The sequence below is a fragment of the Sphingomonas sp. BK580 genome (assembly GCF_014194975.1).
Lineage (GTDB): Bacteria > Pseudomonadota > Alphaproteobacteria > Sphingomonadales > Sphingomonadaceae > Sphingomonas.
This window is the reverse complement of sequence record NZ_JACIAY010000003.1, coordinates 366,872-390,201: the sequence shown is the minus strand read 5'-3', so window position 1 is coordinate 390,201 and position 23,330 is coordinate 366,872. Positions and strand designations below refer to the sequence as shown.

At 73.3% G+C, this 23,330-nt stretch carries 14 protein-coding genes and 1 pseudogene; 9 read left to right on the top strand and 6 right to left on the bottom strand.

The window, feature by feature from the left end; all coding sequences use genetic code 11:
* Positions 1 to 20 precede the first annotated feature (20 nt).
* From FHY05_RS08395 to FHY05_RS08360, 8 genes and pseudogenes are all read left to right on the top strand, one after another.
* The gene (locus FHY05_RS08395; protein ID WP_183943913.1) at positions 21 to 2,357 is read left to right on the top strand and encodes a PAS domain-containing sensor histidine kinase; all 2,337 of its coding nucleotides are present in this window, start codon (positions 21 to 23) and stop codon (positions 2,355 to 2,357) included.
* Positions 2,354 to 2,818 carry a tRNA (adenosine(37)-N6)-threonylcarbamoyltransferase complex ATPase subunit type 1 TsaE gene (tsaE, locus tag FHY05_RS08390; protein ID WP_183943912.1) on the top strand — a complete coding sequence of 155 codons (465 nt, stop codon included), beginning with the start codon at positions 2,354 to 2,356 and terminating at the stop codon, positions 2,816 to 2,818. Before FHY05_RS08395 ends, tsaE begins: the two co-directional genes overlap by 4 nt.
* Entirely contained in the window at positions 2,803 to 3,792 is a 990-nt protein-coding gene (locus tag FHY05_RS08385; protein ID WP_260181402.1) for an aminoglycoside phosphotransferase family protein, read from the top strand. Before tsaE ends, FHY05_RS08385 begins: the two co-directional genes overlap by 16 nt.
* The gene (locus FHY05_RS08380; RefSeq protein WP_311732410.1) at positions 3,789 to 4,544 is read left to right on the top strand and encodes a nucleotidyltransferase family protein; all 756 of its coding nucleotides are present in this window, start codon (positions 3,789 to 3,791) and stop codon (positions 4,542 to 4,544) included. Before FHY05_RS08385 ends, FHY05_RS08380 begins: the two co-directional genes overlap by 4 nt.
* A complete protein-coding gene (gene addB / locus FHY05_RS08375; protein ID WP_183943911.1) occupies positions 4,537 to 7,533 on the top strand; it encodes a double-strand break repair protein AddB in 2,997 nt (998 codons plus the stop codon). The genes FHY05_RS08380 and addB overlap by 8 nt, the downstream gene beginning before the upstream one ends.
* A complete protein-coding gene (addA, locus tag FHY05_RS08370) occupies positions 7,508 to 10,981 on the top strand; it encodes a double-strand break repair helicase AddA (protein WP_183943910.1) in 3,474 nt (1,157 codons plus the stop codon). The genes addB and addA overlap by 26 nt, the downstream gene beginning before the upstream one ends.
* A 39-nt stretch (positions 10,982 to 11,020) precedes the next feature.
* Positions 11,021 to 11,353 (top strand): annotated as a pseudogene (gene trxA / locus FHY05_RS08365) (thioredoxin); the annotation flags it as partial.
* A gap of 93 nt (positions 11,354 to 11,446) precedes the next feature.
* Positions 11,447 to 11,731 carry a virulence factor gene (locus FHY05_RS08360; RefSeq protein ID WP_183943909.1) on the top strand — a complete coding sequence of 95 codons (285 nt, stop codon included), beginning with the start codon at positions 11,447 to 11,449 and terminating at the stop codon, positions 11,729 to 11,731.
* A 109-nt stretch (positions 11,732 to 11,840) separates the two neighbouring features.
* Here FHY05_RS08360 and nagE read toward each other — a convergent pair whose 3' ends face one another.
* The 6 genes from nagE to FHY05_RS08330 form a co-directional block, all read right to left on the bottom strand.
* Positions 11,841 to 13,541 (bottom strand): N-acetylglucosamine-specific PTS transporter subunit IIBC, encoded by a 1,701-nt coding sequence (nagE, locus tag FHY05_RS08355; RefSeq protein ID WP_183943908.1) that lies wholly within the window; start codon positions 13,539 to 13,541, stop codon positions 11,841 to 11,843.
* A complete protein-coding gene (gene ptsP, locus FHY05_RS08350; RefSeq protein WP_183943907.1) occupies positions 13,538 to 16,009 on the bottom strand; it encodes a phosphoenolpyruvate--protein phosphotransferase in 2,472 nt (823 codons plus the stop codon). Before ptsP ends, nagE begins: the two co-directional genes overlap by 4 nt.
* Positions 16,010 to 16,038: 29 nt before the next feature.
* Positions 16,039 to 17,208, bottom strand: coding sequence for an N-acetylglucosamine-6-phosphate deacetylase (gene nagA, locus FHY05_RS08345; RefSeq protein WP_183943906.1), 1,170 nt, complete (start codon positions 17,206 to 17,208; stop codon positions 16,039 to 16,041).
* Entirely contained in the window at positions 17,205 to 18,263 is a 1,059-nt protein-coding gene (locus FHY05_RS08340) for an SIS domain-containing protein (RefSeq protein ID WP_183943905.1), read from the bottom strand. Before FHY05_RS08340 ends, nagA begins: the two co-directional genes overlap by 4 nt.
* 69 nt (positions 18,264 to 18,332) lie before the next feature.
* Positions 18,333 to 19,067, bottom strand: a complete 735-nt coding sequence (locus FHY05_RS08335) for a copper homeostasis protein CutC (RefSeq protein WP_183943904.1) — start codon at positions 19,065 to 19,067, stop codon at positions 18,333 to 18,335.
* Positions 19,064 to 20,086, bottom strand: a complete 1,023-nt coding sequence (locus FHY05_RS08330; RefSeq protein WP_183943903.1) for a N(4)-(beta-N-acetylglucosaminyl)-L-asparaginase — start codon at positions 20,084 to 20,086, stop codon at positions 19,064 to 19,066. The genes FHY05_RS08335 and FHY05_RS08330 overlap by 4 nt, the downstream gene beginning before the upstream one ends.
* A gap of 184 nt (positions 20,087 to 20,270) precedes the next feature.
* On the opposite strand from FHY05_RS08330, the gene FHY05_RS08325 reads away from it, so the two are divergent.
* A complete protein-coding gene (locus FHY05_RS08325) occupies positions 20,271 to 23,312 on the top strand; it encodes a TonB-dependent receptor domain-containing protein (protein WP_183943902.1) in 3,042 nt (1,013 codons plus the stop codon).
* Positions 23,313 to 23,330 lie beyond the last annotated feature (18 nt).

The window sequence follows — 23,330 nt, the reverse complement described above, 5'->3', positions numbered from 1 at the left end:
CGTGCCATGGTGCAGCGTCCATGATCACGATCGCGCCCGCTACCGCGGTGATCGTCGGCACCGTCGTGGCGCTGCTGCTGGTCGCCGGTGCGGTGCTGCTGGCACTCGGGCTGCGCGCGCGCGCCGCCGCGGCGGGCGCGATCCGTGGGCGCGACGCGCTCGAGTCGCTGCTGGCGGTGGCGCCGATGCAGCCGGTGGTGGTCCACCCTGACGGGCGGGTCGAAATGGCGCGCCGCGTCGCCGACTGGCTGGGCCTCTCGGGCGTGCCGTCCTATCTTCAGGAGCTGGAGGCGGCGGGCTGGGGCATGGACTCGTCCGATGCCGAGGCGATGGCGCGCGAGCTGTCGGCGTGTCAGCGCTCGGCGCGCGGCTTCACGCGCAGCCTGCACGCGCGCGACGGTCAGCGCACGCTGACGGTGCAGGGCGAGCGACGCGGCAGTGCCGTGATCCTGTGGTTCTACGACTCGACCGTCAGCGAGGGCGAGCGTCGCCGGCTGCGCGCCGAATATGCCGAACTGTCCGACGCGTTCGACGCGCTGACCGGACTGGTCGAGGCGGCGCCCTTGCCGATGTGGTACCGCGACAGCGACCTGCATATCGCCATCGTCAATTCGGCCTATGTCAGCGCGGTCGAGGGCAGCGACGCCGCCGACGTGGTCGGGCGCGGACTCGAGCTGGTCGACGGCTCGGGGCAGGGCGGCCCGAGCGCGGGCGCCGCGGTCGCGCTCGCTGACGGGCGACCGCAGCAGCGCGTGCTGCCGGCCACGATCGGCGGCGCGCGGCGCTCGCTGCGGATCCACGACGTGCCGCTGCCGGTCGGCGGCGTCGCGGGCTATGCGATCGACATCGAGGAGCTGGAGCAGAGCCACGCGCGTGAACGGCGCTTCGCCGACGCGCAGCGCGCGATGCTTGACCGACTATCCGCCGGCGTGGCCCAGTTCGGCCGCGATCGCAGCCTGGTCTTCTGCAACCAGCCGTTCCGGCGCATGTTCGCCATGAGGCTCGAGTGGCTCGCCGACCGACCCGAGTTCGATCGCGTGCTCGAGCGGATGCGCGAGGCCAACCGCGTTCCCGAGGTGCGCGATTTCCCCGGATGGAAGGCGGAGCGGCGCGGCTGGTTCGTCGACGCCGAGGGCGCGATCGAGGAGAACTGGCACCTGCCCGGCGGCACGCACCTGCGCGTCGTCGCGCAGCCGCTGCCCGACGGCGGCCTGCTGCTGATCTTCGAGGATCGCACCGAGCAGGTCCAGCTCGCCAGCGCCCGCGACACGCTGCTGCGCGTCCGCACCGCGACCTTCGATAATCTGTTCGAGGCGCTCGGCGTCTTCGCCGCCGACGGCCGCCTCCAGCTGTGGAACAATCGCTTCCGCGCGCTGTGGGACCTCGACGAGGAATTCCTCACCGGCCATCCCCGCGTCGACGTCATCGCCGAGAAGGTCGCCGCCAAGCTGTCCAACCCGCGCCGCGCGCGCTCGATCGCCGAGCTGGTGCGCGTCGCCACCGTCGAGCGGCAGCAGCGCGCCGGGCACATCGCGCTCGCGGACGGGCGCAACTTCGAGTTTGCCGCGGTCCCGCTGCCCGACGGCAACGCGCTGTTCACCATGCTCGACGTCACCGACAGCCGCGCGATGGAACAGGCGCTGCGCGAGCGCAACGACGCGCTCGAGGCGGCGGACCGCGTCAAGACCGCCTTCGTCGCCAACATGAGCTACGAGCTGCGCACGCCGCTCACCTCGATCAGCGGCTTCGCCGAGATGCTGCACGGCGGCTATGCCGGCGAGCTGACGCCCGACGCCACCGCCTATCTCGACGCGATCCTCGACTCGGTCGACCGGCTCGGTCTGCTGATCGACGACGTGCTCGATCTCACCTCGACCGACACCGGCGCGCGCCCGCTCGAGCGCGGCGACGTCGACCTCGCCGCGGTCGCGCGCGCCGCGGCGGACGCGCTTCGCGCCGCCGCGAAGCGCCACCATGTCGAGCTGGTGGTGGAGGTGCAGCGCTCCGCCGGCCGGCTCACCGGCGACGCCCGGCGCATCCGCGAGGTGGTCGAGCATCTGCTTCGCCACGCCGTCGGCGCGGCGCGCAGCGAAGGACGCGTGCTGCTCCACGTCGACGGCAACGCCAAGAACGCGCGCATCATCGTCTCCGACGACGGCGAGGGCCTGCCGCCGGAGGTCGCCGCCCGCGCTTTCGATCGGTTCGCGCAGAGCGGCGTCTCCGCCGGCAGCGAGCGCGCGCTCGGGCTCGGCCTGCCGCTGGCCAAGCAGTTCGTCGAGGCGCACGGCGGGACGATCAGTCTGGTGAGCGAGCCGGGCGAGGGCACGCTGATCACGGTCGAGCTGCCGCGGCGATGAGCGTCGAGCGGGGATCGCTGCGGCTGAGCGACGCCGCCGCGACGCTGGCGCTCGGGGCTGAGCTCGCGCCGCTGCTGCGCGCCGGCGACGTGGTGACGCTGTCGGGTGGGCTGGGCGCGGGCAAGACCAGCCTGGCGCGTGGTGTCCTGGCGGCGCTCGGGCTCGCCGAGGAGGCGCCGAGCCCGACCTTCGCGATCGTCCAGCCTTACGCCCCGCCCGACGTGACGCTGCCGCTGCTCCACGTCGACCTCTACCGGCTCGACGAGCCAGGCGAGGTGGAGGAGCTGGGGCTCGACGAGGCGCGGCTCGACTCGGCGCTGCTGATCGAGTGGCCCGAGCGGGCCGGACCGGGGCGATGGGCCGACGCACTGGCGCTCACCCTCGCGGTCGAGCCGGACGGCGCGCGGCGCTTGACTTGGGCGGCGCCGCCCGCTTGGGGAGCGCGATGGCGACCCCGATGACGCCGCCGGCGGACGCCGCGGCTTTTCTCGACACCCACGGCTGGCACCAGGCGCGGATCGACCCCCTCGCCGGCGATGCCTCGTTCCGCCGCTATTTTCGCGTCGTCGCGGGCGAGCGGCGCGGCATCCTGATGGACGCGCCGCCCCCGCACGAGGATCCGCGTCCCTTCCTCGATGTCGCGCACTGGCTCGCCGAGCGCGGCTTCGCGGCGCCCGCCGTCCACGCGGTCGACCTTGAGCGCGGACTCGTGCTGCTGGAGGATTTCGGCGACGAGCGGCTGCGCGAGACCGCCGACGCGGATCCCGGCGCGGCGGTGCCGCTCTACGCCGCCGCGATCGACCTGCTCGTGGCGCTGCGCGGTCACCCGGCCGCGGCGGTGCGCGCCTATGATCGGACCGAGCTCCTGCGCGAGGCGGCGCTGCTCACCGATTGGTATTGCCCAGCGATCGGCGTCACGGTCGACGTCGAGGGCTATCGCGCCGCCTGGGACGAGGTGCTCGGCCACGCCGAGGCGGCGGTGCCCGTGACCGTGCTGCGCGACTACCACGCCGAGAATCTGATGCTGGTCGGTCCGGCGCGCTCGCTCGGGCTGCTCGACTTCCAGGACGCCCTGGCGGGGCACCCGGCCTATGATCTCGTCTCGCTGCTGCAGGACGCGCGCCGCGACGTCGACCCCGCGCTGGAGGAGCGGATGCTGGAGCGCTACCTTGCCGCGACCGGCGAGGGAGACGCGTTCATGCGCGCCTATCACGTGCTCGGCGCGCAGCGGAACGCCAAGATCATCGGCATCTTCACGCGGCTGTGGCAGCGCGACGGCAAGCCGCGCTACCCGGCGCTGTGCCCGCGGGTGTGGGGCTATCTCGAGCGTGACCTCGGCCAGCCCGTGCTCGCCCCGGTAGCCCGCTGGTTCGCGGACAACCTGGCGCCCGAGCTGCGCGGCGATCCGATGCTGATCGCCGGCGCGCGCGCGTGACCCGGCCGCGCTACATCCGCCCCGATCCTGGCGCGCGCGTGCCGCGCACCGCGATGGTGATGGCCGCGGGGATCGGCAAGCGCATGCGCCCGCTCACCGCCACGCGACCCAAGCCGCTGGTCGAGGTGGCCGGCCGCGCGCTGCTCGACCACGTCTTCGACCGGCTGCGCTCGGCCGGGGTAGAGCGTGCGGTCGTCAACGTTCACTATCTCGCCGACGCCCTGGAGGCGCACCTGCGTCATCGCGTCCACGGCATCGAGGTCATCGTGTCGGACGAGCGCGAGCGGCTGATGGAGACCGGCGGCGGGCTGGTGCAGGCGCGCGGGCTGCTCGGCGACGAGCCGTTCCTCGTCGTCAACAGCGATAACTTCTGGCTCGACGGGCCCACCGACGCGATCCGCCAGCTCGCCGCGCGCTGGGATGGCGAGCGGATGGATGCGTTGATGTTGATGGTGCCGTGCGCGCGCGCACACAATCATGGTGGGCAGGGCGACTTCCACCTCGCGCCAGACGGGCGCGTGACGGGGCGGCGCAAGCCGGGTCGCGTCGCTCCCTTCGTCTATACCGGCGTGCAGATCATGGCGCCGTCGCTTATCCGCGACTGGCCCGAAGGGCCGTTCTCGACCAACCTCTTCTGGAACCGCGCGATCGAGGCCGGGCGCGCCTATGGCTTCGTCCACCAGGGCCTGTGGTCCGAGGTCAATGTACCGGGCGCGATCGCGCGGACCGAGGCACTGCTCGCCGATGTCTGAGGCGCCCGGCCGCCAGCGCGGCCTGCGGCTCTACTCGATCCCGGCGCATCGCGCCTTCGCCGACGCGCTCGTCGCGGGGCTGCTGCGCCGCCACGGCGGAGACCGCATGGCGCTCGCGCGCGGTCTGGTGCTGGTGCCCAACAACCGCGCCGCGCTGGCGATCACCGACGCCTTCGTGCGGGCGAGCGGCGGTGCACTGCTGCTGCCACGCATCGTCGCGCTGGGCGGCGACGATCTGGAAGCGGCGGTCGGCGCCGCGCTCGACCCTGCCGACGCGGTTCCGCCGCTACCGCCAGCGATCGACCCGCTCGAGCGCCGCATGATCCTCGCGCGGCTGGTCAGCGAGGAGCGCGCCGCGAGCGGGCGCGGGGTCGACGCGGCGGAAGCGGTGCGGCTCGCGGGCGAGCTGGCGCGCACGCTCGACCAGCTGATCGTCGAGGAAGTGCCGCCCGAGACACTCGCCGCGATCGATCCGAGCGAGGGGTTGTCAGACCATTGGGAGGCGTCGCTGCGGCTGTTCCGGCTGCTGCTCGAGCGCTGGCCGCGGGAGCGCGAGCGGCTCGGCCGCATCGACGCGGCGTGGCGACGGGTGCAGCTGCTCGATCGGCAGGCGGCGCGGTGGCGCGCCGAGCCGCCGGCGCGCTTCGTCTGCGCCGCGGGCATCACCGACTCCGCACCCGCGGTGGCCCGACTGCTGCGCGTCGTGGCCGGCCTGCCGGAAGGTTCGGTGGTGTTCGCCGACCTCGACCTGCACCTCCCCGAGGAGGAATGGGAGGCGCTCGGCCCGCACCGGCGCGATCCGGTCACCGGACTGCGCCGTCGCGCCATCGAGGTTCACCCGCAGTTCCACCTCAAGCTGCTGCTCGAGCGGATCGGCGCCGCGCGCGGTGAGGTCGGTCGCTGGGGCGCGGCGAGCGAGCAGGACGCCGGCGCCGCGCGCGGCCGCGCGATCGCCAACGCGCTCGCGCCCGCCGCCTTCACCGCCAAGTGGACCCGGCTGGACGCCGGCGACCGTCGGCTCGCGGGAGTCGAGGCGGTCGAGCTCGCCAGCCCCGCCGAGGAGGCGCAGGCGATCGCGCTCAAGCTGCGCGAGGCGATCGAGACGCCCGGCCGCACCGCCGCGCTCGTCACGCCCGATCGTGCGTTGGCGCGCCGCGTCGCCGCGCACTGTCGCCGCTGGAACATCGAGGTGGACGACAGCGCCGGGCGGCCGTTGACGATCCTGCCGCCGGGCACGTTGCTCGCCGCGATCGTCGAGGTGGCGGCGCAGGACTTCGCGCCGATGGCGCTGCTGACCCTGCTCAAACACCCGCTGATCCGCGCGGGTGACGAGCGCGGGCAGTGGCTCGACGGGGTGCGCCGGCTCGACCGCGCGCTGCGCGGGCCGCGGCCGGGGCCCGGGCTCGACGGGATCGATCGCCATCTCGCCGGCGGGAACGAACGCGAGCGCGCGATCCGTTCGCGCGCGGCGGAGTGGTGGCGCGAGGCGCGGGCGCTGCTCGATCCGATCGCGCGCGTCTTCGGCGACGGCGAGACGAGGCTGGCGGTGCTGGTGGCGGGGCTGCGCGAGGCGGCGCAGCGGCTCGCCGGCGAGGAGGCGTGGCGCGGTCTCGCCGGGCGCGCGGCCGCCGATCTGCTCGCCGCGCTGGAGGCGCAGGCGCCGCACGGTCCGGCGCACGTCACGTCGGCCGGCTTCGCGACGATGCTGCGCCAGCTCATGGACGAGTCGGCGATCCGCCTGCTCCCGCGGGAGCGCCACCCGCGGCTGGCCATCTACGGGCTGATCGAGGCGCGGCTTCAATCCGCCGACCTGATGATCCTGTCCGGGCTCAACGAGGGTGTCTGGCCCGGTCTGCCCGCGCCCGACCCGTGGCTGGCGCCGCGCGTCCGCGCCGAGCTGGGTCTGCCTGGGCTCGAGCGCGGCATCGGCACGGCCGCGCATGACTTCGCGCAGGCGCTGGGGGCACCGCGCGTGCTGCTCACCCGCGCGCGGCGCGACCAGCGCTCGCCCGCGCTCGCCTCGCGCTTCTGGCTGCGGCTCGAGGCGATGGCGGGCGAGCGCTTCCCGCGCATGACCGCGCTAGCCGACTGGGCTCGCGCGCTCGATCATGGCGGACCGCCGCACCCCACGGCGCGCCCGGCGCCGCTTCCCCCCGCGACGCTGCGCCCGCGCGTGATCTCCGTCACGGAGGTCGATCGGCTCAAGGCCGATCCCTATGCTTTCTACGCGCGCCGGATCCTCAAGCTGCTGCCGCTCGACCCGGTCGACGCCGACCCGAGCGCGGCGTGGCGCGGCACCGCGGTTCACGCCGTGCTCGAGGCCTGGGCGCGCGACGATCGCTGCGATCCGGCGGCGCTGCTGCCGCGCGCGCGGCTGTTGCTGGAGGACCCGGCGGCGCACCCGCTCCTGCGCGCTCTGTGGCAACCCCGTCTGGTCGCCGCGTTCGAGTGGATCGCGACGCGCACGCTGGCCGATCGCGCGGAGGGGCGCGAGGTGCTCGCGGTCGAGGGCCGCGGTCGCGCCGAGCTCTCCGGGATCGCGCTCGACGGCCGCTTCGACCGGATCGATCGCATGCCAGACGGCGGGCTGGCGATCGTCGACTACAAGACCGGCAAGGCCCCGTCGGTCGCGGCGGTACGCGGCGGGTTCAACCTCCAGCTCGGGCTGCTCGGCGCCATCGCCGAGCAGGGCGGGTTCGACGGCGTCCGCGGCGCCGCCACCGCGTTCGAATATTGGTCGCTCGCCAAGAAGGGCGAAGGCTTCGGCTCGGTCAGCTCGCCCGCGGATCCCGCCGGCAAGGGCGGTCGCATCCCGACCGGCGAGTTCGTCGCTGCCGCGCGCGAAAGCTTCGCTCAGGCCGCGGCGCGCTGGCTCACGGGCGAGGAGGCGTTCACCGCCAAGCTTCACCCCGAGTTCGCGCCCTACGCCGAATATGACCAGCTGATGCGCCGCGACGAATGGTATGGCCGGGAGCAGGCGCGTGGCTGAGCGCGCGGTCGGACCGTTGCCCACCCTGCGCGGCGAGCAGCTCCGCGCCAGCCGGCCCGAGGCGCATGTCTGGCTCTCGGCCTCGGCGGGGACGGGCAAGACACAGGTGCTCGCCGCGCGCGTGTTCCGGCTGCTGCTGCGCGACGTCGAGCCCGGCGCGATCCTGTGCCTCACCTTCACCAAGGCGGGCGCGGCCGAGATGGCGGGGCGGATCAACCGCCAGCTCGCCGCCTGGGTGCGGATGGACGAGACCGAGCTCGCGGCCGACCTGCTCGCACTCGGCGAACGCACCACGCCCGCTCTGATCGCGCGCGCGCGCACGCTGTTCGCGAAGGTGCTCGACGCGCCCGGCGGCGGGCTGCGTATCCAGACGATCCACGGCTTCTGCCAGGGACTGCTCGCGGCTTTCCCGATCGAGGCCGGGCTGGTGCCGGGCTTCCGCCCGATCGAGCCGCGCGAGGAGGCGCTGCTGCGGCGCCAGGCCTTGTCGGACCTCATGGTCGAGGCCGAGCGCGAAGGTCGCACCGCGCCGGTCGAGACGATCGGCCAGCTCAGCCTGCGGCTGGGCGAGCAGGGCGCGGAACAGTTCCTCGTCGCCTGCGCGCGCGCCGGCGCCGCGCTGGAGGCGCTGCCGAGCGGGATCGCGCCGTTCGTTCGAGGCCAGCTGGGCGTCCCGCTCGGCGACCTCGACTCGCACGTCCACGACGCGTGCGGCGACGATCGCGTCGATCGCGCCGCGCTGGACCGGCTCGCCGCGCTCAACCGCGGCTGGGGCACCAAGAGCGGCGTCGAGCGTGCCGAGGCGATCGGCGCCTGGCTCGCCGCCGCGCCGGCCGAGCGCGCCGCCACGCTCGACACGCTCCACCTCGTCTGGGCGCGTAAGGACGGCGAGCCGCAGTCGTTCGGCAAGGGTCGCGCGCCCGCCGATCCCGAGTACGCCGACCATGCGCTGCGCCTCCACGGCTGGTGCGGCGAGCTGCTGCTGCTGCGCAGCCGCGCGGCCTACGCGGACCTGCTCGGCGCCGCGCTCGAGGTGGGGCGCGACTATGCGCGCGGCTATGCCGCCGCCAAGCGCCGCGCCGGCGCGGTCGACTTCGACGACCTGATCGGCGCCGCGGTCGCGCTGCTCCAGCAGGACGGGATCGGCGACTGGATCCGCTACAAGCTCGACCAGCAGACCGAGCACGTGCTGGTCGACGAGGCGCAGGACACCAACGTCGCGCAATGGACGATCGTCCGCGCGTTGGTGGACGAATATTTCGTCGGCCGCGGCGTCTTCGCGCCCTCGATGCGAACGCTGTTCACCGTGGGTGACCTCAAGCAGGCGATCTTCGGCTTCCAGGGCACCGACCCGTTCACCTTCCTCGCGGCGGAGCGCCACTTCCAGCGCAAGGCGGGCGAGGTGGCGGGCAGCGACGACATGCCCGACGACGAGCGCGGCCTGCCGTTCGACCGGCTCTCGCTGACCGAGTCCTTCCGCTCGACCGCGCCGGTGCTCGAGTTCGTCGACGCCGCGATCGGTCAGCTCGGCGCCGAGGCGCTCGGCTCGCTCGAGACCATCCCCGTCCACGCCAGCCGCGTCGCTGGCCCCGGCGCGGTGACGTTGTGGCCCGCGATCGCCGCGGGCACGAGCGACGCCGAGGAGGACGGTGAGGAGGGGTGGGCCGACGATGCCGTGCGCCGCAACGCCTCGGACATCGCGCGCCAGGTGCGCGACTGGCTGCGCCCGGTCGAGCACGGCGGTCTGCTGCTCGGCAGCAAGGGGCGGGGACTGCGCCCCGAGGACGTGATGATCCTGGTCAAGCGCCGCGGCGAACTCGCCCAGCTGCTCGTCGCGCGGCTCTACGCCGAGGGCGTGCCAGTGGCGGGCGTCGACCGGCTGCGCCTGTCCGCGCCGCTGGCGGTGCAGGACCTGCTCGCCGCGATCCGCTTCGTGCTCCAGCCCGAGGACGATCTCAGCCTCGCCAGCCTGCTCGTCTCGCCGCTGATCGGCTGGACGCAGGACGAGCTGATGGCGCGGGCGGTGCCGCGCGAGGGCGGGCTGTGGCGGCATCTCCAGCGCCACTGCGGCGACGCGGTCGCGCCGGTCGCCTCGCTGCTGGCCAGCGCCGACTATGACACGCCCTATCGCTTCCTCGAGCAGCTGCTGTCCGGCCCGCTCGACGGACGGCGCAAGCTGCTGGCGCGCCTGGGCGAGGAGGCGCGCGACCCGATCGAGGAGCTGCTCAACGCCGCGCTCGACTTCGAGCTCGATTCGACGCCCTCGCTCCAGCGCTTCCTCGACTGGTTCGAGCGCGACGAGGTCGAGATCGTGCGCGACGCCGCCGCGCCGCTCGACGCGGTGCGCGTGATGACCGCGCACGGGGCGAAGGGCCTGCAGGCGCCGCTGGTGATCCTCGCCGACGCCACCGCCGACCCCGACGCGACGCCTCGATCGGTGCTGGCCTGGACGCCGGAGGACATGGAGGCAGCGGTCCCCGTGTTCCGCCCGCGCGCGAGCGAGCGCGCCGGCGCGATCGACGCCGCGCTTGCCGCGGCCGAGCAGCGCGAGCGCGAGGAACATTGGCGCCTGTTCTACGTCGCGGCGACGCGCGCGGAGGAGCGGCTGGTGATCGCCGGCTCGCTCAGCGCCAAGTGGCAGGGCACGCCGCCCGAGGCGAGCTGGTATGCCGCGGCGGCGCGTACGCTCGACGCGCTCGGCGCCCCGTCGGCGGAGGACGGGAGCGAGCGGACGTTCCTCGGCCACGCGCCGACCGCTTCGGTCGCGGCCAGACGCGCCGCGGCGGTGAGCGCCCCCGCCGCGCCGCTGCCCGACTGGGCGCGTCGCGATGCGCCCGAGGACGCCAAGCCGCCGCGCCCGCTCACGCCCTCGTCGATCGGCGACGACTCGGTCGCCGACCCGCCGCCGACTCCCGCCACCAGCGCCGCGGCCGAGCGCGGGCGGTTGCTCCACGCGTTGTTCGAACGGCTGCCCCCGCTCGCGCCCGAGCGTCGCGCCGAGGCCGCGGCCGCGTGGCTCGGCCAACGCGGCGTCGCCGAGCCGGCACCGATGGTGGCAGCGGTGCTCGCGGTGCTCGACGGCCCCGCGCTGGCCCCCTTGTTCGGCCCCGACTCGCTCGCCGAGGCGCCGATCAGCGCGACCTTGCCGTCTGGGCGCGTGATCTCGGGCACGGTCGACCGTCTGCTGCTCGGCGACGGCGTGGTGCGCGTGATCGACTATAAATCGTCACGGGTCGTGCCGGAGAGCGCCGCGGACGTGCCCGACTATCACCTGCGCCAGATGGCGGCCTATGCCGCCGCGCTGGAGGTGATCGTGCCCGGCGCGCGTGTCGAGGCGGCGCTGCTCTACACCGCGGCGGCGCGGCTGATCGTGCTGCCCGAGGATCTGCTCGCGCCGATCAAGCGCCGCTTGGCGCGGCCGGAGCAAAGCTTGGGGCTGGACGGTTGAGCGCACGCGTGTCGCGCCCTAGCTAGGGAGCAACGAAGGAGAAACACGATGGCCACCAAGACGATCACCGACGCCAGCTTCCAGAGCGACGTGCTCCAGGCGGACAAGCCGGTGCTGGTCGACTTCTGGGCCGAATGGTGCGGACCGTGCAAGATGATCGGGCCGTCGCTGGAGGAGATCAGCGAGGAGCTGGGTGAGCAGGTGACGATCGCCAAGCTCAACATCGATGACAATCCCGACGCGCCGGGCCGCTACGGCGTGCGCGGCATCCCGACGATGATCCTGTTCAAGGGCGGTGCGCCGGCGGCGACCAAGATCGGCGCCGAGCCCAAGGGGCGGATTAAGTCGTGGCTCGAGGGCGAACTCGCCTGAGCCGCTGATCGCCGGAGCGGGTCAGCCCGGCCTCCCGGCAGCCGTTGCCCGCGCCTAGAGATAGGCGCGGGCTTCGACGTTTCAGGGGGATGCATGTACGCGATCGTGTTCGACCTCGACGCGACCATCCTCGAACGGCGCTATCCCAGCCCCTCGCTGCGCGACGCGTACCGCGAGGTGAGCGATATTCTGCGCCACCACGGCTTCGCCCAGCGAGACGGCGCCAGCCTTTACGTCAGCGAGGCCGCCAGAGCGGTCGACTGCGTGCTCGCGGTGCAGGACCTCAACCGGCTGTGCGCCTGGTTCGCGCCGTCGGTACTCGACATCCGCATGCTCCGCATCGACGAGGAGAGCGACCTCTCCGCCGCTTTGCGGTGAGAACCATCAGCCGTGCTCCTGCGCGCGCGGGAGCCCGGGATCGCGAGTGCCGGCATCGGCGATCTGTGCTCCGGTGTGCGGAGGACTACGGCGATGCGATCGGGGCTCGCTACGCCAGCAGCGCCTCCGGCTCGCGCGCGAGCAGATGGACGACGCTCTCGCTCGGCCGCGCCACCTGCCGGACCCCGGCGTCGCGTAGCGCCGCCTCGTCGATCGCCGCGCCGCTCAGTTCGACCCGTATCCGGCCGGCGTGGACGCTCGCTTCGCGCACGTTGCCGGCGCCGCCGAGCGCAGCGAGCAGCGCCGGCGCCAGTATCACCGTCGTGGTGGCGGCCGCCGGCTCCTCGACCGCCGCGACCGCGACGCCGCCGCCCGCCGCCAGCGCGTCGCGGATCTCGACCGCGACGCTGTCGGCGATCGGGCCGAGCACCACCTGGAGCGCGGTCGGGGAGGGGCGGATCACGCCGCGAGCGCCGAGCGCCTTGAGGGCGGTCTCGTCCACCGCCGCCTGGTCGCGCACGCCGAGCCGCAGCCGCGTCGTGCAGGCGCCGACGTTGGTGAGGTTGCCCCCCCCGCCGAGCGCACGCGCGAACGCCGCGCCGCGCTCACCCACCGCGATCGGCGCCGCGGCCGCCGCAGGAGCGTCGTCGCGCCCCGGCGTCTTGAGGTTGAGCCTGGCGATGAAGAAGCGGAACAGCCCGTAATAGAGCACGGCATACACCGCCCCGACCGGCAGCAGCAGCAGCGGCCGCGTCGCCTTGGAGAAGTTGAGCACGTAATCGAGCAGCCCGGCGGAGAAGCCGAACCCGAGCTTCACGCCCAGCGCTGCCATCAGCGCCATCGACAGCCCGGTCAGCACCGCGTGCACCGCGTAGAGCACGGGCGCGAGGAACATGAAGCTGAACTCGATCGGCTCGGTCACGCCGGTCAGCGCCGAGGTCAGCGCCAGGCTGAACAGCATGCCGCCCACTTCCTTGCGCCGATCGCGCGGCGCGGCGTGGTACATCGCGAGACAGGCCGCGGGCAGGCCGAACATCATGATCGGGAAGAAGCCGGCCATGAACGCGCCCGCGCTCGGGTCGCCCGCGAAGAACCGTCGCAGGTCGCCGTTGGCGCCGTGATAGTCGCCCATCACGAACCAGGCGATGTTGTTGATCAGATGGTGCAATCCGGTGACGAGGAGCAGTCGGTTGAGCAGCCCGAACAGGAACAGCCCGACGCTGCCCGCACCCGTGATCGCGTAGCTCAGCTGGTCGATACCGCTGCTGATCCCGGCGAAGCCGAGCCCGACCGCGACCGCCAGTACCAGCCCGGCGACGCCGCTAACGATCGGCACGAACCGTCGCCCGCCGAAGAAGGCGAGATACTCGGGCAGCTTCACGGTCGAGAAGCGGTTGTAGAAGCCGCCTCCGACGAGGCCGGAGATGATCCCGATCGGCACGTCGAGGCGCGCGATCGCCTTGGCTTTCCATGCCGCGACCGCGAGATCGACGCTCGCACCGGTCAGCCCGGCGGTGATCTCGGGCGGCACGGTCAGCAGCACCTTGCTCGCCTCGGTGGCGACGAGGAAGCACACCATGCCGGCGAGGCAGGCGGCGCCGTTGCCGTCGCGCGCGAAGCCGGTCGAGACGCCGATCGCGAACAGGAGCCCGAGATGGTTGAAGATCGCGTCGCCCGCCGCGCTGACGAAGGCGATGTTCAGGAGGTCGGGCTGGCCGAGCCGCAGCAGCAGGCCCGCGATCGGCAGCACCGCGATCGGCAGCATCAACGCGCGGCCGAGTGGCTGGAGCGTTCCCAGGATCGACTTCATCGTGCGAACTCCCGTGCGAGCTGGCGGACCTCGGCGGCACCCGCGCATTCGAGCGCGGCGCGGGCGTGATCGCGCGCGCGGATCATGTCGAGGTCGCGCACCAGCGCCTTGATGTCGGCGACCGCGGCCGGTGCGACCGACAGTTCGGTGACGCCGAGTCCGACCAGGATCGGCACCGCGAGCGGGTCGGAGGCGAGCCCGCCGCACACGCCGGTCCAGCGCGCGTGGCGCGCCCCGCCCGCGACGGTCTGCTCGATCAGGCGCAGCACTGCGGGATGAAGCCCGTCGAGCGCGCCCGCGACCGCCGCGTTGCCGCGATCCATCGCGAGCGCATATTGCGAGAGGTCGTTGGTGCCGATCGAGAGAAAGTCGGCCTCGCGCGCGAGCTGCGCCGCGGTCACCGCCGCGGCGGGCGTCTCGACCATGATGCCGAGCGCGACGCCGTCGCCGCCGCCGACGCGGTCGAGCGCGGCGCGCACCTGGCGCAGCTCGTCGAGCCCGACTACCATCGGCACCATGATGCGGCACTGGCCGGCGGGTCGCACCGCGAGGATCGCGCGCAGCTGGTCGTCGAGGATGTCGGGGTGGGCCAGCCCGACGCGGATGCCGCGCAGGCCCAGCGCCGGGTTCTCCTCCGGCCCGATCGGCAGATAAGGCGCGGGCTTGTCGCCGCCGATGTCGAGCAGGCGGACGATCACCGGCTTGCCCGGCAGCGCGTCGGCGACCGACTGATAGGCGGCGGTCTGCTCGGCGACGTCGGGGGCGGTGGCGCGGTCGAGGAAGAGCAATTCGGTGCGCAGCAGCCCGCAGCCCTCGGCCCCGTTGGCGGCGGCGACGCGCGCGTCCTCGGCCGAGCCGCAGTTGGCGACCACCTCGATCCGCGTGCCATCGGCGGTGCGGCATTCCTCGGCGGCGCGCGCGCGCGCGGCGGCGCGGCGCTCGGCGACGGCGGCGAGGCGCGCCTCGGCGTCGGTGACCAGTTCGGGCGAGGGCGTGACGTGGAGCAGCCCCTCGCTCGCGTCGAGCACGACGCGTGCGCCCTCGGCGAGCTCGCGTACCGCCGCACCGAGCGCCACCAGTGCAGGCAGTCCGCGCGAGGCCGCGAGGATGGCGACGTGCGAGGTCGGGCCACCCCGCTCGATCGCCAGCCCCGCGACGCGGTCGAGGTCGAGCGCCATCAGCTGCGACGGCAGCAGGTCGTCGGCGAGCAGGATCGCGCCGTCGGGCAGCGCCGCCACCTCCTGCTCCACTCCCATCAGCCGCGCGATCAGCTGGCGCTCGAGGTCGCGCATGTCGTCGGCGCGCTCGGCCAGCCGCGGGTCGCCGCCGGCGCGCAGCGCCTCGGCCTGCGGGCGGATCGCGTCGCGCCACGCCTGCGCCGCGCTCACGCCGCCGGCGATCGCGCGATGGGCGGCGTCGATCAGCGCCGGGTCGGCGAGCATGTCGGCGTGCGCCTGGACGATCGCGCGCGCCGGGCCGGTCGCGCCCGCCGAGCGCGCGGCGAGGTCGTCGACGAGCGCGGCGCGCGCCGACTCGAAGCACGCCTCCTCGGCGGCGATGCCGGCGCCGGTGGCGGGGACGTCGAGGTCGCGCACCTGCCAGCGCGCGACGGCGCCGATCGCCAGACCGGGGGACGCGGTGACGCCGGCGATGGCGCCCTCCGGCACCACGCGCGGGGCGGCCGGGGTGGAGGAGGCGGCGGGCGGGGCGCCCGCGTCGAGATCGGTGGCGAGCAGCTCGGCGATCGCGGCCACCGCCGCCTCGGCGTCGACACCGCGCGCCTCGATCGTCAGCTCGTCACGGTGCGCGGCGATCAGCGAGAGCAGGCCGACGGGGCTGCGCGCGCTGGCTGAGCGCTCGCCCTTGGTGAGCGTGACGTCCGCGGTGAAGGTCTTGGCCGCGGCAGCGATCTTGGCGGCGGGACGGGCGTGGATGCCGTGCGACAGGGCCACCGTGACGACGCGGCGAGCCGTAGGGCCGTCGCTCGCGTCCCCCACCGCCGCGGCCTCGCGCGCCACCAGCGTGAGCAGCGGCGCGCCGCTCGCCACCGCCCCGGCGTCGGCCCGCTCGGCGATGACGAAGCGCTCGCCGTTGGTGACGATCACCGGCGTGATCGCGGCCTGCGCCTCGCGCACGATCAGGTCGAGGTTGAAGCGGATCAGCGGCTGGCCGCGCGTCACCGTCGCCCCCGCCGCGACCAAGGGCTCGAACCCGCGCCCGTCGAGCGCGACCGTGTCGATCCCGAGGTGGATCAGCAGTTGCGCGCCCTCGGGCGTCTCCAGCGTGATCGCGTGCCCGCTCGGCTGCACCACCAGCACGCGTGCGTCACACGGCGCGACGAGTACGTCACCGGTCGGGTCGATCGCCAGCCCGTCCCCCAGCATCCGCTCCGCGAAGACCGCGTCGACGACCTCGTCGAGCGGGCTGACCCAGCCCTCCAGCGGTGCGGTCAGCGAGATGGTGGCCATGGATGCTCCGGACGGGAGAAGGGGAGGGGTCAGGCGACGCGCTCGCCGAGCGCCTGCGGCGGCAGCGCGACGCGCTCCTCGCCGCCGATCCAGGTGCCCAGCGGCTGGAGATCGGCGTCGAGCCGCACCCAGTCGGCGCGCAGCCCGGCCGCGAGCGCGCCGCACTCGGTCTCAAGGCCGAGGAAAGCGGCGGGGCTGGTCGCCGCCAGCGCCGCGGCGGTCTCGGGCGCGAGACCGAGCCGCCGGACCGCGTTGCGTACCGCGCCCGCCATGTCGAGGTCCGAGCCCGCCAGGGTGCCGTCGGCGCCGACGCAGCGCCCGTCCTCGACGTGGATCGGCTTGCCCTGGAGCACGAAATCCTTCCGCGCCGCGCCGACGCACGGCATCGCGTCGGACACCAGCATGAAGCGGTCGACGGGCCGCGCACGCAGCGCGATGCGCAGCGCGGCGTCGTCGACATGGAAGCCGTCGACGATGATCCCGCACCACGCGCGCTGATCGTCGAGCGCGGCGCCGACCACGCCGGGCGCGCGATGCACCAGCGGCGACATCGCGTTGAAAAGATGGGTCACGCCGGTCGCGCCAGCGGCGAAGGCCGCGGTGGCGGTGGCGTAATCGGCGTCGGTGTGGCCGAGGCAGACGCGAACCCCCGCCCGTGCCAGCGTCGTGATCTGCTCGGCGGTCACGCGCTCCGGCGCCAGCGTCACCATCACCACGCCGCGGCGGGGCTGGAGCAGCAGCGCCATCAGCTCGTCGTCGAGCGGCTGGAAGCGCGCGGGATCGTGGATGCCCTTGCGCGCGAGGCTCAGCACGGGCCCCTCGACATGGGTGCCGAGCACGCCGGGCACGCCCGCCGCGATCGCCGCGTCGGTCGCGTCGAGCCCGCGCGCGATCACCGCCGGGCGATCGCTGATCAGCGTCGGCATGAAGCCGGTCGTGCCGTAGGGCGCGTGCGCCGCGCCGATCGCGGCGATTCCCTCGACCGTCGGCGTATCGTTGAAGAGCACGCCCCCGCCGCCGTTGACCTGTGTGTCGATGAAGCCCGGCATCACCCAGCCGCCGGCGAGGTCGACCGCCTCGCGCTCGGCGCCGGCGCGCAGCGCCGCGATCGTGCCGTCGGCGGCCACCTCGATCGTCGCCGCGTCGAGCACGCCGTCGCGCGTCGCGATCCGGCCGTTGCGGAAGCTGTGCGTCGTCATAGCGTCTTGGTGACCTTGCTGAGATGGCGCGGCGAGTCGGGATCGAGCCCGCGCGCGACAGAGAGCGCGTTCGCCATGCGGTAGAAGCTCTGGATCATCAGCACCGGCTCGAGCGCGGGATGGTCGCGCAGCGCCGCCGGGCTGCCCGCGCCGTCCTGCGCGGCGTCGGCGAGCGCGACGCGCGCGTCGCGCTGGGCGAACTCGGCCGCCGCCTCGCGCACGCCGTCGCCGGCCTGGTCCGAGGTGGCGAAGGCGATCAGCGGGAAGCCGGCGTCGACGATCGCCATAGGGCCGTGGCGCACCTCGGCGCTGCTGAACGCCTCGGCGTGGAGCGCGCACGTCTCCTTCAGCTTGAGCGCCGCCTCCTGCGCGATGCCGAAGCCGAGCCCGCGCCCGATCACGAACAGGTTGCTGGCATCGCGCAGCAGCGCGACCACGCCGCTCCAGTCGAGCGCCCAGGCGGCGCCGAGCCGCTCGGGCAGCCGGTCGAGCGCGTCGGTCAGCGCGGCGTCCTGGCTCCACTCGGCGGTGAGCAGCGCCAGCGCGGCGAGGGCGGCGATGTACGACTTGGTCGCGGCGACCGAGCGCTCCGGCCCCGCCATCAGCGGCACCAACGTGTCCGCGGCCTCAGCGAGCGGGGAGGTCGTGTCGTTGACCAGCGCGACGACGTGGGCGCCCGCCGCTTTCTGCGCGGCGACGCTGGCGAGCAGGTCGGGGCTGCGCCCGCTCTGCGAGATCGCGATGCAGAGGCCGCCGGAGGGGGCGACGTCGGCGGCATAGACCGAGGCGACCGAGGGGGCGGCGGAGGCGACGGGCACGCCGACGAACGTCTCGATCAGATATTTGCCGTAGGTCGCCGCGTGATCCGACGAACCGCGCGCGCAGGTGACGACCACCGCGGGCGGCGCGGCGCGGAGCCGCTCGCCCAGCGCGGCGAGCGTCACGCGATTGGCGTCGAGCAGTCGCGCCACCGCGGCGCCGGCCTCGGCCGCCTCGGCGTGCATCAGCGTGGCGGTCGCGTCCTTGGCCGGTGGCTGGTCGGTCGTCGCGATCATGCTGGGCTCCCCTGCCGCGCGGGACCGCGACGGCGTTTCCCAGCGGGTTAAGTTATAAATTGGTATTGTTCAAGCGGCCTCGTCACGCAGCATCGCGGCGAGCCGCGCGACCGTAGCCTGATCGGTGGCGTAGCTGGTCTCGGCGACGAAGCCGAAGCGGCGCAGCGTGGCGTCGGCGGTGCCGGTGCGCGCGACCCGGCACGAGGCGTGGACCTCGCGCGCGCCGGTGGCGAGCAGGGCCGGCAGCGTCGTCGGCGAGACGCCGCTGCCGACCAGCAGGGTGATGCGATCGACCGCCGCGACGACGAGCGATGTCAGGGTGTCGATCGCGTCGGCCGCGCGCGGCGCGCCACCCGAGGTGAGGATCCGATCGAAGCCGAGCGCCACCGCCTGCTCCAGCGCGGCGAGCGGGTCCGGGGTGAGGTCGAAGGCACGATGCAGCGTCAGCGACAGTGCGTGTCCGCGCGCCACGTCGACCCATCGCGCGAGACAGTCGAGGTCGAGCGTGCCGTCGCGTTTGTTGGCGCCGATCACGACGCCCGCGAGCCCCGCGTCGGCCGCGGCTCGGATATCGTCCTCGACCAGCCCTCGCTCGCCCGCGTCATAGACGAAGTCGCCCGCGCGCGGCCGCACGAGCAGGTGCACCGCGATCGGCGCGACCGCGGCGGCGCGGATCAGCGAGGGCGGGGGGGTCAGGCCGCCGACGTCGAGCGCGGCGCAGAGTTCGATCCGGTCCGCGCCACCGTTCACCGCCGCGGCGATGCCGTGGGTGTCCTCGACGCAGACCTCGAGCAATCGCCTCACGCGCGGTACAGCGACGGGGCGGGGTGAACCGTCGTCGTCCCGCGCGCGTCGGTCACCGCATAGGTGAAGCCGGGCAGCAGGCAGAAGGCGCCGACGTTGCCCTTGGTGTCGAGCGCGAGGAAGCCGACCTGCATGCCCTTGATCGCGTCGCCGCGCAGCGCGGCGATGTGGCGCACCACCTCCTCGCACGCCGCCTGCGGCGAGCGGCCGGCGCGCATCGAGGCGACCACGCGCGCGCTGCCCGCGACGCGCGTCACCTCTTCCCCGACCCCGGTCGAGGTGGCGCCGCCGACCCCGCGCTCGACGTAGAGGCCAGCGCCCACCTGGGGGGAGTCGCCGACGCGCCCGCGGATCTTGAAGGCCATGCCCGAGGTGGTGCAGGCGCCCGCCATCCGCCCGTCGGCGGTGCGCGCGAGCAGCCCGATCGTGTCATGATCGAGCGCGCCCCCGGGGGTGCGATGCGGCGCGGTGGTGCCGTAGGTGCCGGTCTCGCTGTTGGCGACGGGCTGGTATTTGGCGGTCTTGAGCCACTCGCGCCACGCTTGCTCGGCGGGGGGCGTGAGCAGGTCGACCTTCTCGAAGCCCTGCTCGCGCGCGAAGCGGGTGGCACCCTCGCCGACGAGGAAGGTGTGCGGCGTCTTCTCCATCACGCGCCGCGCGACCGAGATGGCGTGGACGGTGTCCTCGAGCGCGGCGACCGCGCCGACCGCACCGGCGTCGTCCATGATCACCGCGTCGAGCGTGACATGGCCGTCGCGGTCGGGGTAGCCGCCGTAGCCGACCGAGTGGTTCTCCGGATCGGCCTCGGGCACGCGCGCCCCCGCCTCGACCGCGTCGAGCAGCGTGCCGCCCGCGCGCAGCCGCGCGAAGGCGGCATCGTTGGCGGCGGCGCCGAAGTCCCAGGTGGAGAGCACGCGCACGTCGCGCGCCGGCGCCGCGGCGGCACCGGCGCCGCGGGCCAGCGGCAGCGTACCGCCCGCCGCGGCGAGCGTCGCCAGCAAGGATCGTCTCGTCGTCATCCGCTCCCCTCCGTGTCGCCGCGGCGCGGCCCGGCGCACGCCAAGCACGGATCGACGCCGCAGCGCAACCGCTCGCGTGATTGGTCACGTCAGTGGTCCTGTCAGGTATTGACCTTCGTGGCAGATTGATGAAACAAAGACGAAAGCAAACTTTACCAATGAAAACAAATCAGAGGGTCCGCCGATGACGCCGCAGCACCATGTCTCCCTCGCGGCGCTCGCCGCGGCCCTCTTGGCGGCGACGCCCGCGCTCGCGCAGCAGGCGGGCACCCCGGCCGACTCGACCCAGACCGCGGGGCAGGCCACGCCGGAGCGCGCCGAGGCGATCGCGGGCGAGCAGGGCAATCAGGCGCCCGCCGCCGCCTCGACCGGCGACGTGGTCGTCACCGGTACGCGCATCCAGCGGCCCAACGTCACCTCCGCCGCGCCGATCACCTCGGTGACGACGCAGGACATCCGCGCGCAGGCGCCAGTCAACGTCGAGGACGTGCTCAACCGCCTGCCGCAGATCGCGCCGGACAGCCAGCAGACCTACAACGACTCGGACGGCCGCCAGCGCATCAAGCTGCGCAGCCTCGGCTTCGAGCGCACCCTGGTGCTGATCGACGGCAAGCGGCTGGGCACGCAGAACGGCCAGGACGTCGGCATCATCCCGCCCTCGCTGCTCGAGCGCGTCGACGTGCTGACCGGCGGCGCCTCCTCGGTGTACGGTTCCGACGCCGTCGCGGGCGTGGTCAACTTCGTCCTCAAGAAGGACTTCGAGGGGCTGCAGCTCGACGCCAACTACAATTTCTACAATCACAACAACAAGGACACGATCGTGTCGCCGCTGGCGCGCGCGGCCGGCCTCAGCAGCCCGCGCGGCTGGACCAATGACGGCGGTCGCGCGGACGTGACGCTGACCGCGGGCAAGAAGCTGTTCGACGGCGCGCTGCGCCTGAGCGGCTTCGTCAACTACCGCAAGACCGACGAGGTCGGGCTCACCGACCGCTCGAACGCCGGCTGCTACCTGACCCAGCTCCAGGCCAACGGCCCGCTGTCCTGCGGGCTGACGCCGAGCAGCTCGACCAGCGGCCTGATCACGCCGCGCGCGGGCGCCAACGCCGGCGCGCAATATGTCAACAACCCCGACGGCACGCGCAATTTCGTGCCCTTCGCGGCGGGCGCGGGCAACGCCTCCAACTACTTCAGCGGCTATGCCTATCAGCGGCCGTCGGAGCGGGTGAACGCGGGCGGCTTCGCCAGCCTCGACCTCGGGCCCGACGCCGAGCTCTACACCTCGGGCATCTGGTTCCGCGACAAGTCCTATAACAACTATCCGACGATCGCGAGCGGCACCGTCGACGTCAGCTGCGGCAACCCGTATCTGTCCGCGGCGCAGGCCGGCGCGATCGGCTGCGCGGCCGGCGTGGCGAGCGTACCGGTCGACCTGCGCTATCGCCTCGGCGAGGGCAGCGACCGGCCCGACACCTACATCAACACCGGCGTACGGCTGACCGGTGGCGTGCGCGGCAAGGTGGGCGACGCCTGGACCTATGACATCGGGGGCGTCTACGCGCGCAACCACCAGGACTACACGCCGAGCTTCGGCATCCCCGGTCGCCTCCAGGACGCCGTCAACGTCGGCGGCACCGCGGCGTCGCCGACCTGCGCGAGCGGCGCGGCGGGCTGCGTGCCGTTCGACATCTTCAGCGCGGGCAACAGCGACCCGGCGCTGATCAACTATCTGTTCGGCACGGGCACCTCGGCGACGACGGGCACCCTGTACGACGTCCAGGCCAACATGACCGGCGACCTGGGCAAATACGGCATCACCTCGCCCTTCGCCGAGCAGGGCCTCGCGATCGCGCTCGGCACCGAGTATCGCAAGGACACGCTCAAGTCGGTCGCCGACGCGTCCTACCGCGGCGTGCTGGGCGGCAACGACACCTACCTCAGCCAGGACGTGTGGGAGTCGAACATCGAGGTCCAGGCGCCGCTGGTCGAGCACAAGCCCTTCGCCGATCTGGTGCAGGTCAACGGCGGTTTCCGCGTGTCGAAGTACAGCAGCAATCCCAGCACCTTCACCACCTGGAAGGTGGAGGGCATCTACGCCCCGATCAGCGACCTGACCTTCCGCGCCTCGTTCAACAAGGCGCAGCGCGCGCCGACCGTGGTCGAGATCCGCCAGGCCACCAACATCGAGTTCGCCGCGGGCGGCTCGGGCACGTTCAACGACTTCTGCGCCCCGACCGTGATCAACGGGGCCAACGGCGTCAGCTACGGCGCGCCGGTCGCCTCGCGCGAGGTGTGCCGCGCCACCGGCCTGTCCGACGCGCTCTACGGCAGCCAGACGTTGCTGTGCAGCAACGGCACCACGCCCAACGGCACCGCGGCCTGCTCGGTGCGCTCGGGCGGCTTCACCGCCGACCCGGAGACCGCCTACACCCAGACCTACGGCCTGGTGGTGAAGCCGCGCTTCCTGCGCGGGTTCGTCTTCTCGGTCGACCGCTACCGCATCAAGATCAACGACTCGCTCGGCTACAACGACTATAGCTACTACACCGACGGCTGCCTGCGCTCGGGCGGGGACCAGTTCTTCTGTCAGGGCATCGTCCGCAACGCCAACGGCACCCTGTTCTCGGCGGCGGGGTCGAGCACCGGCTTCATCCGCCAGGGTACGACCAACTACTACACCTCGCTGGCGCGCGGCTGGGACTTCCAGGCGCAGTACACGCTCAACCTCGAGTCGGTCGGCCGCTTCGACATGTCGTTCAACGGCTCGCTGACGACGGACGCGGGTGGGCAGGACTCGCCGCTCCAGCCGGAACGCAACTGCGCCGGCTATTACGGCAACGGCTGCGGCCAGCTGATCCCGAAGTGGAGCCACGGGCTGCGCGGCACCTACACCACGCCTGACCAGAAGTTCGGCGCGTCGCTCAACTGGCGCCACGTCGGCTCGCTGACCAACGCCAACAACTCCGGTGATGAGGCGATCGGCGGCACGCCCGAGCGCGCGCTGACCGACTATTATCGCGTCGACCCGGCGGACTATTTCGATCTCGCGCTCAACTTCGCGGTGTCGAAGCAGTTCTCGCTGCGGCTGATCGCGAACAATCTGCTCGACAAGGCGGCGCCGATCGTCCCCGACTCGTACAACATCAGCCTCGCGCGCAGCAACACGATCCCGCAGCGCTACGACTCGCTGGGCCGCAACATCGCGATCGCCACGACGATCAAGTTCTGATCGGTCCGGTGATGCCTC

What these genes read in the sequence shown, in the direction of transcription:
- FHY05_RS08395 (WP_183943913.1), top strand. Translation starts at nt 21, where the DNA reads ATGATCACGATCGCGCCCGCTACCGCGGTGATCGTCGGCACCGTCGTG.
- tsaE (WP_183943912.1), top strand. Translation starts at nt 2,354, where the DNA reads ATGAGCGTCGAGCGGGGATCGCTGCGGCTGAGCGACGCCGCCGCGACG.
- FHY05_RS08385 (WP_260181402.1), top strand. Translation starts at nt 2,803, where the DNA reads ATGGCGACCCCGATGACGCCGCCGGCGGACGCCGCGGCTTTTCTCGAC.
- addB (WP_183943911.1), top strand. Translation starts at nt 4,537, where the DNA reads ATGTCTGAGGCGCCCGGCCGCCAGCGCGGCCTGCGGCTCTACTCGATC.
- addA (WP_183943910.1), top strand. Translation starts at nt 7,508, where the DNA reads ATGGCCGGGAGCAGGCGCGTGGCTGAGCGCGCGGTCGGACCGTTGCCC.
- FHY05_RS08360 (WP_183943909.1), top strand. Translation starts at nt 11,447, where the DNA reads ATGTACGCGATCGTGTTCGACCTCGACGCGACCATCCTCGAACGGCGC.
- nagE (WP_183943908.1), bottom strand. Translation starts at nt 13,541, where the DNA reads ATGAAGTCGATCCTGGGAACGCTCCAGCCACTCGGCCGCGCGTTGATG.
- ptsP (WP_183943907.1), bottom strand. Translation starts at nt 16,009, where the DNA reads ATGGCCACCATCTCGCTGACCGCACCGCTGGAGGGCTGGGTCAGCCCG.
- nagA (WP_183943906.1), bottom strand. Translation starts at nt 17,208, where the DNA reads ATGACGACGCACAGCTTCCGCAACGGCCGGATCGCGACGCGCGACGGC.
- FHY05_RS08340 (WP_183943905.1), bottom strand. Translation starts at nt 18,263, where the DNA reads ATGATCGCGACGACCGACCAGCCACCGGCCAAGGACGCGACCGCCACG.
- FHY05_RS08330 (WP_183943903.1), bottom strand. Translation starts at nt 20,086, where the DNA reads ATGACGACGAGACGATCCTTGCTGGCGACGCTCGCCGCGGCGGGCGGT.
- FHY05_RS08325 (WP_183943902.1), top strand. Translation starts at nt 20,271, where the DNA reads ATGACGCCGCAGCACCATGTCTCCCTCGCGGCGCTCGCCGCGGCCCTC.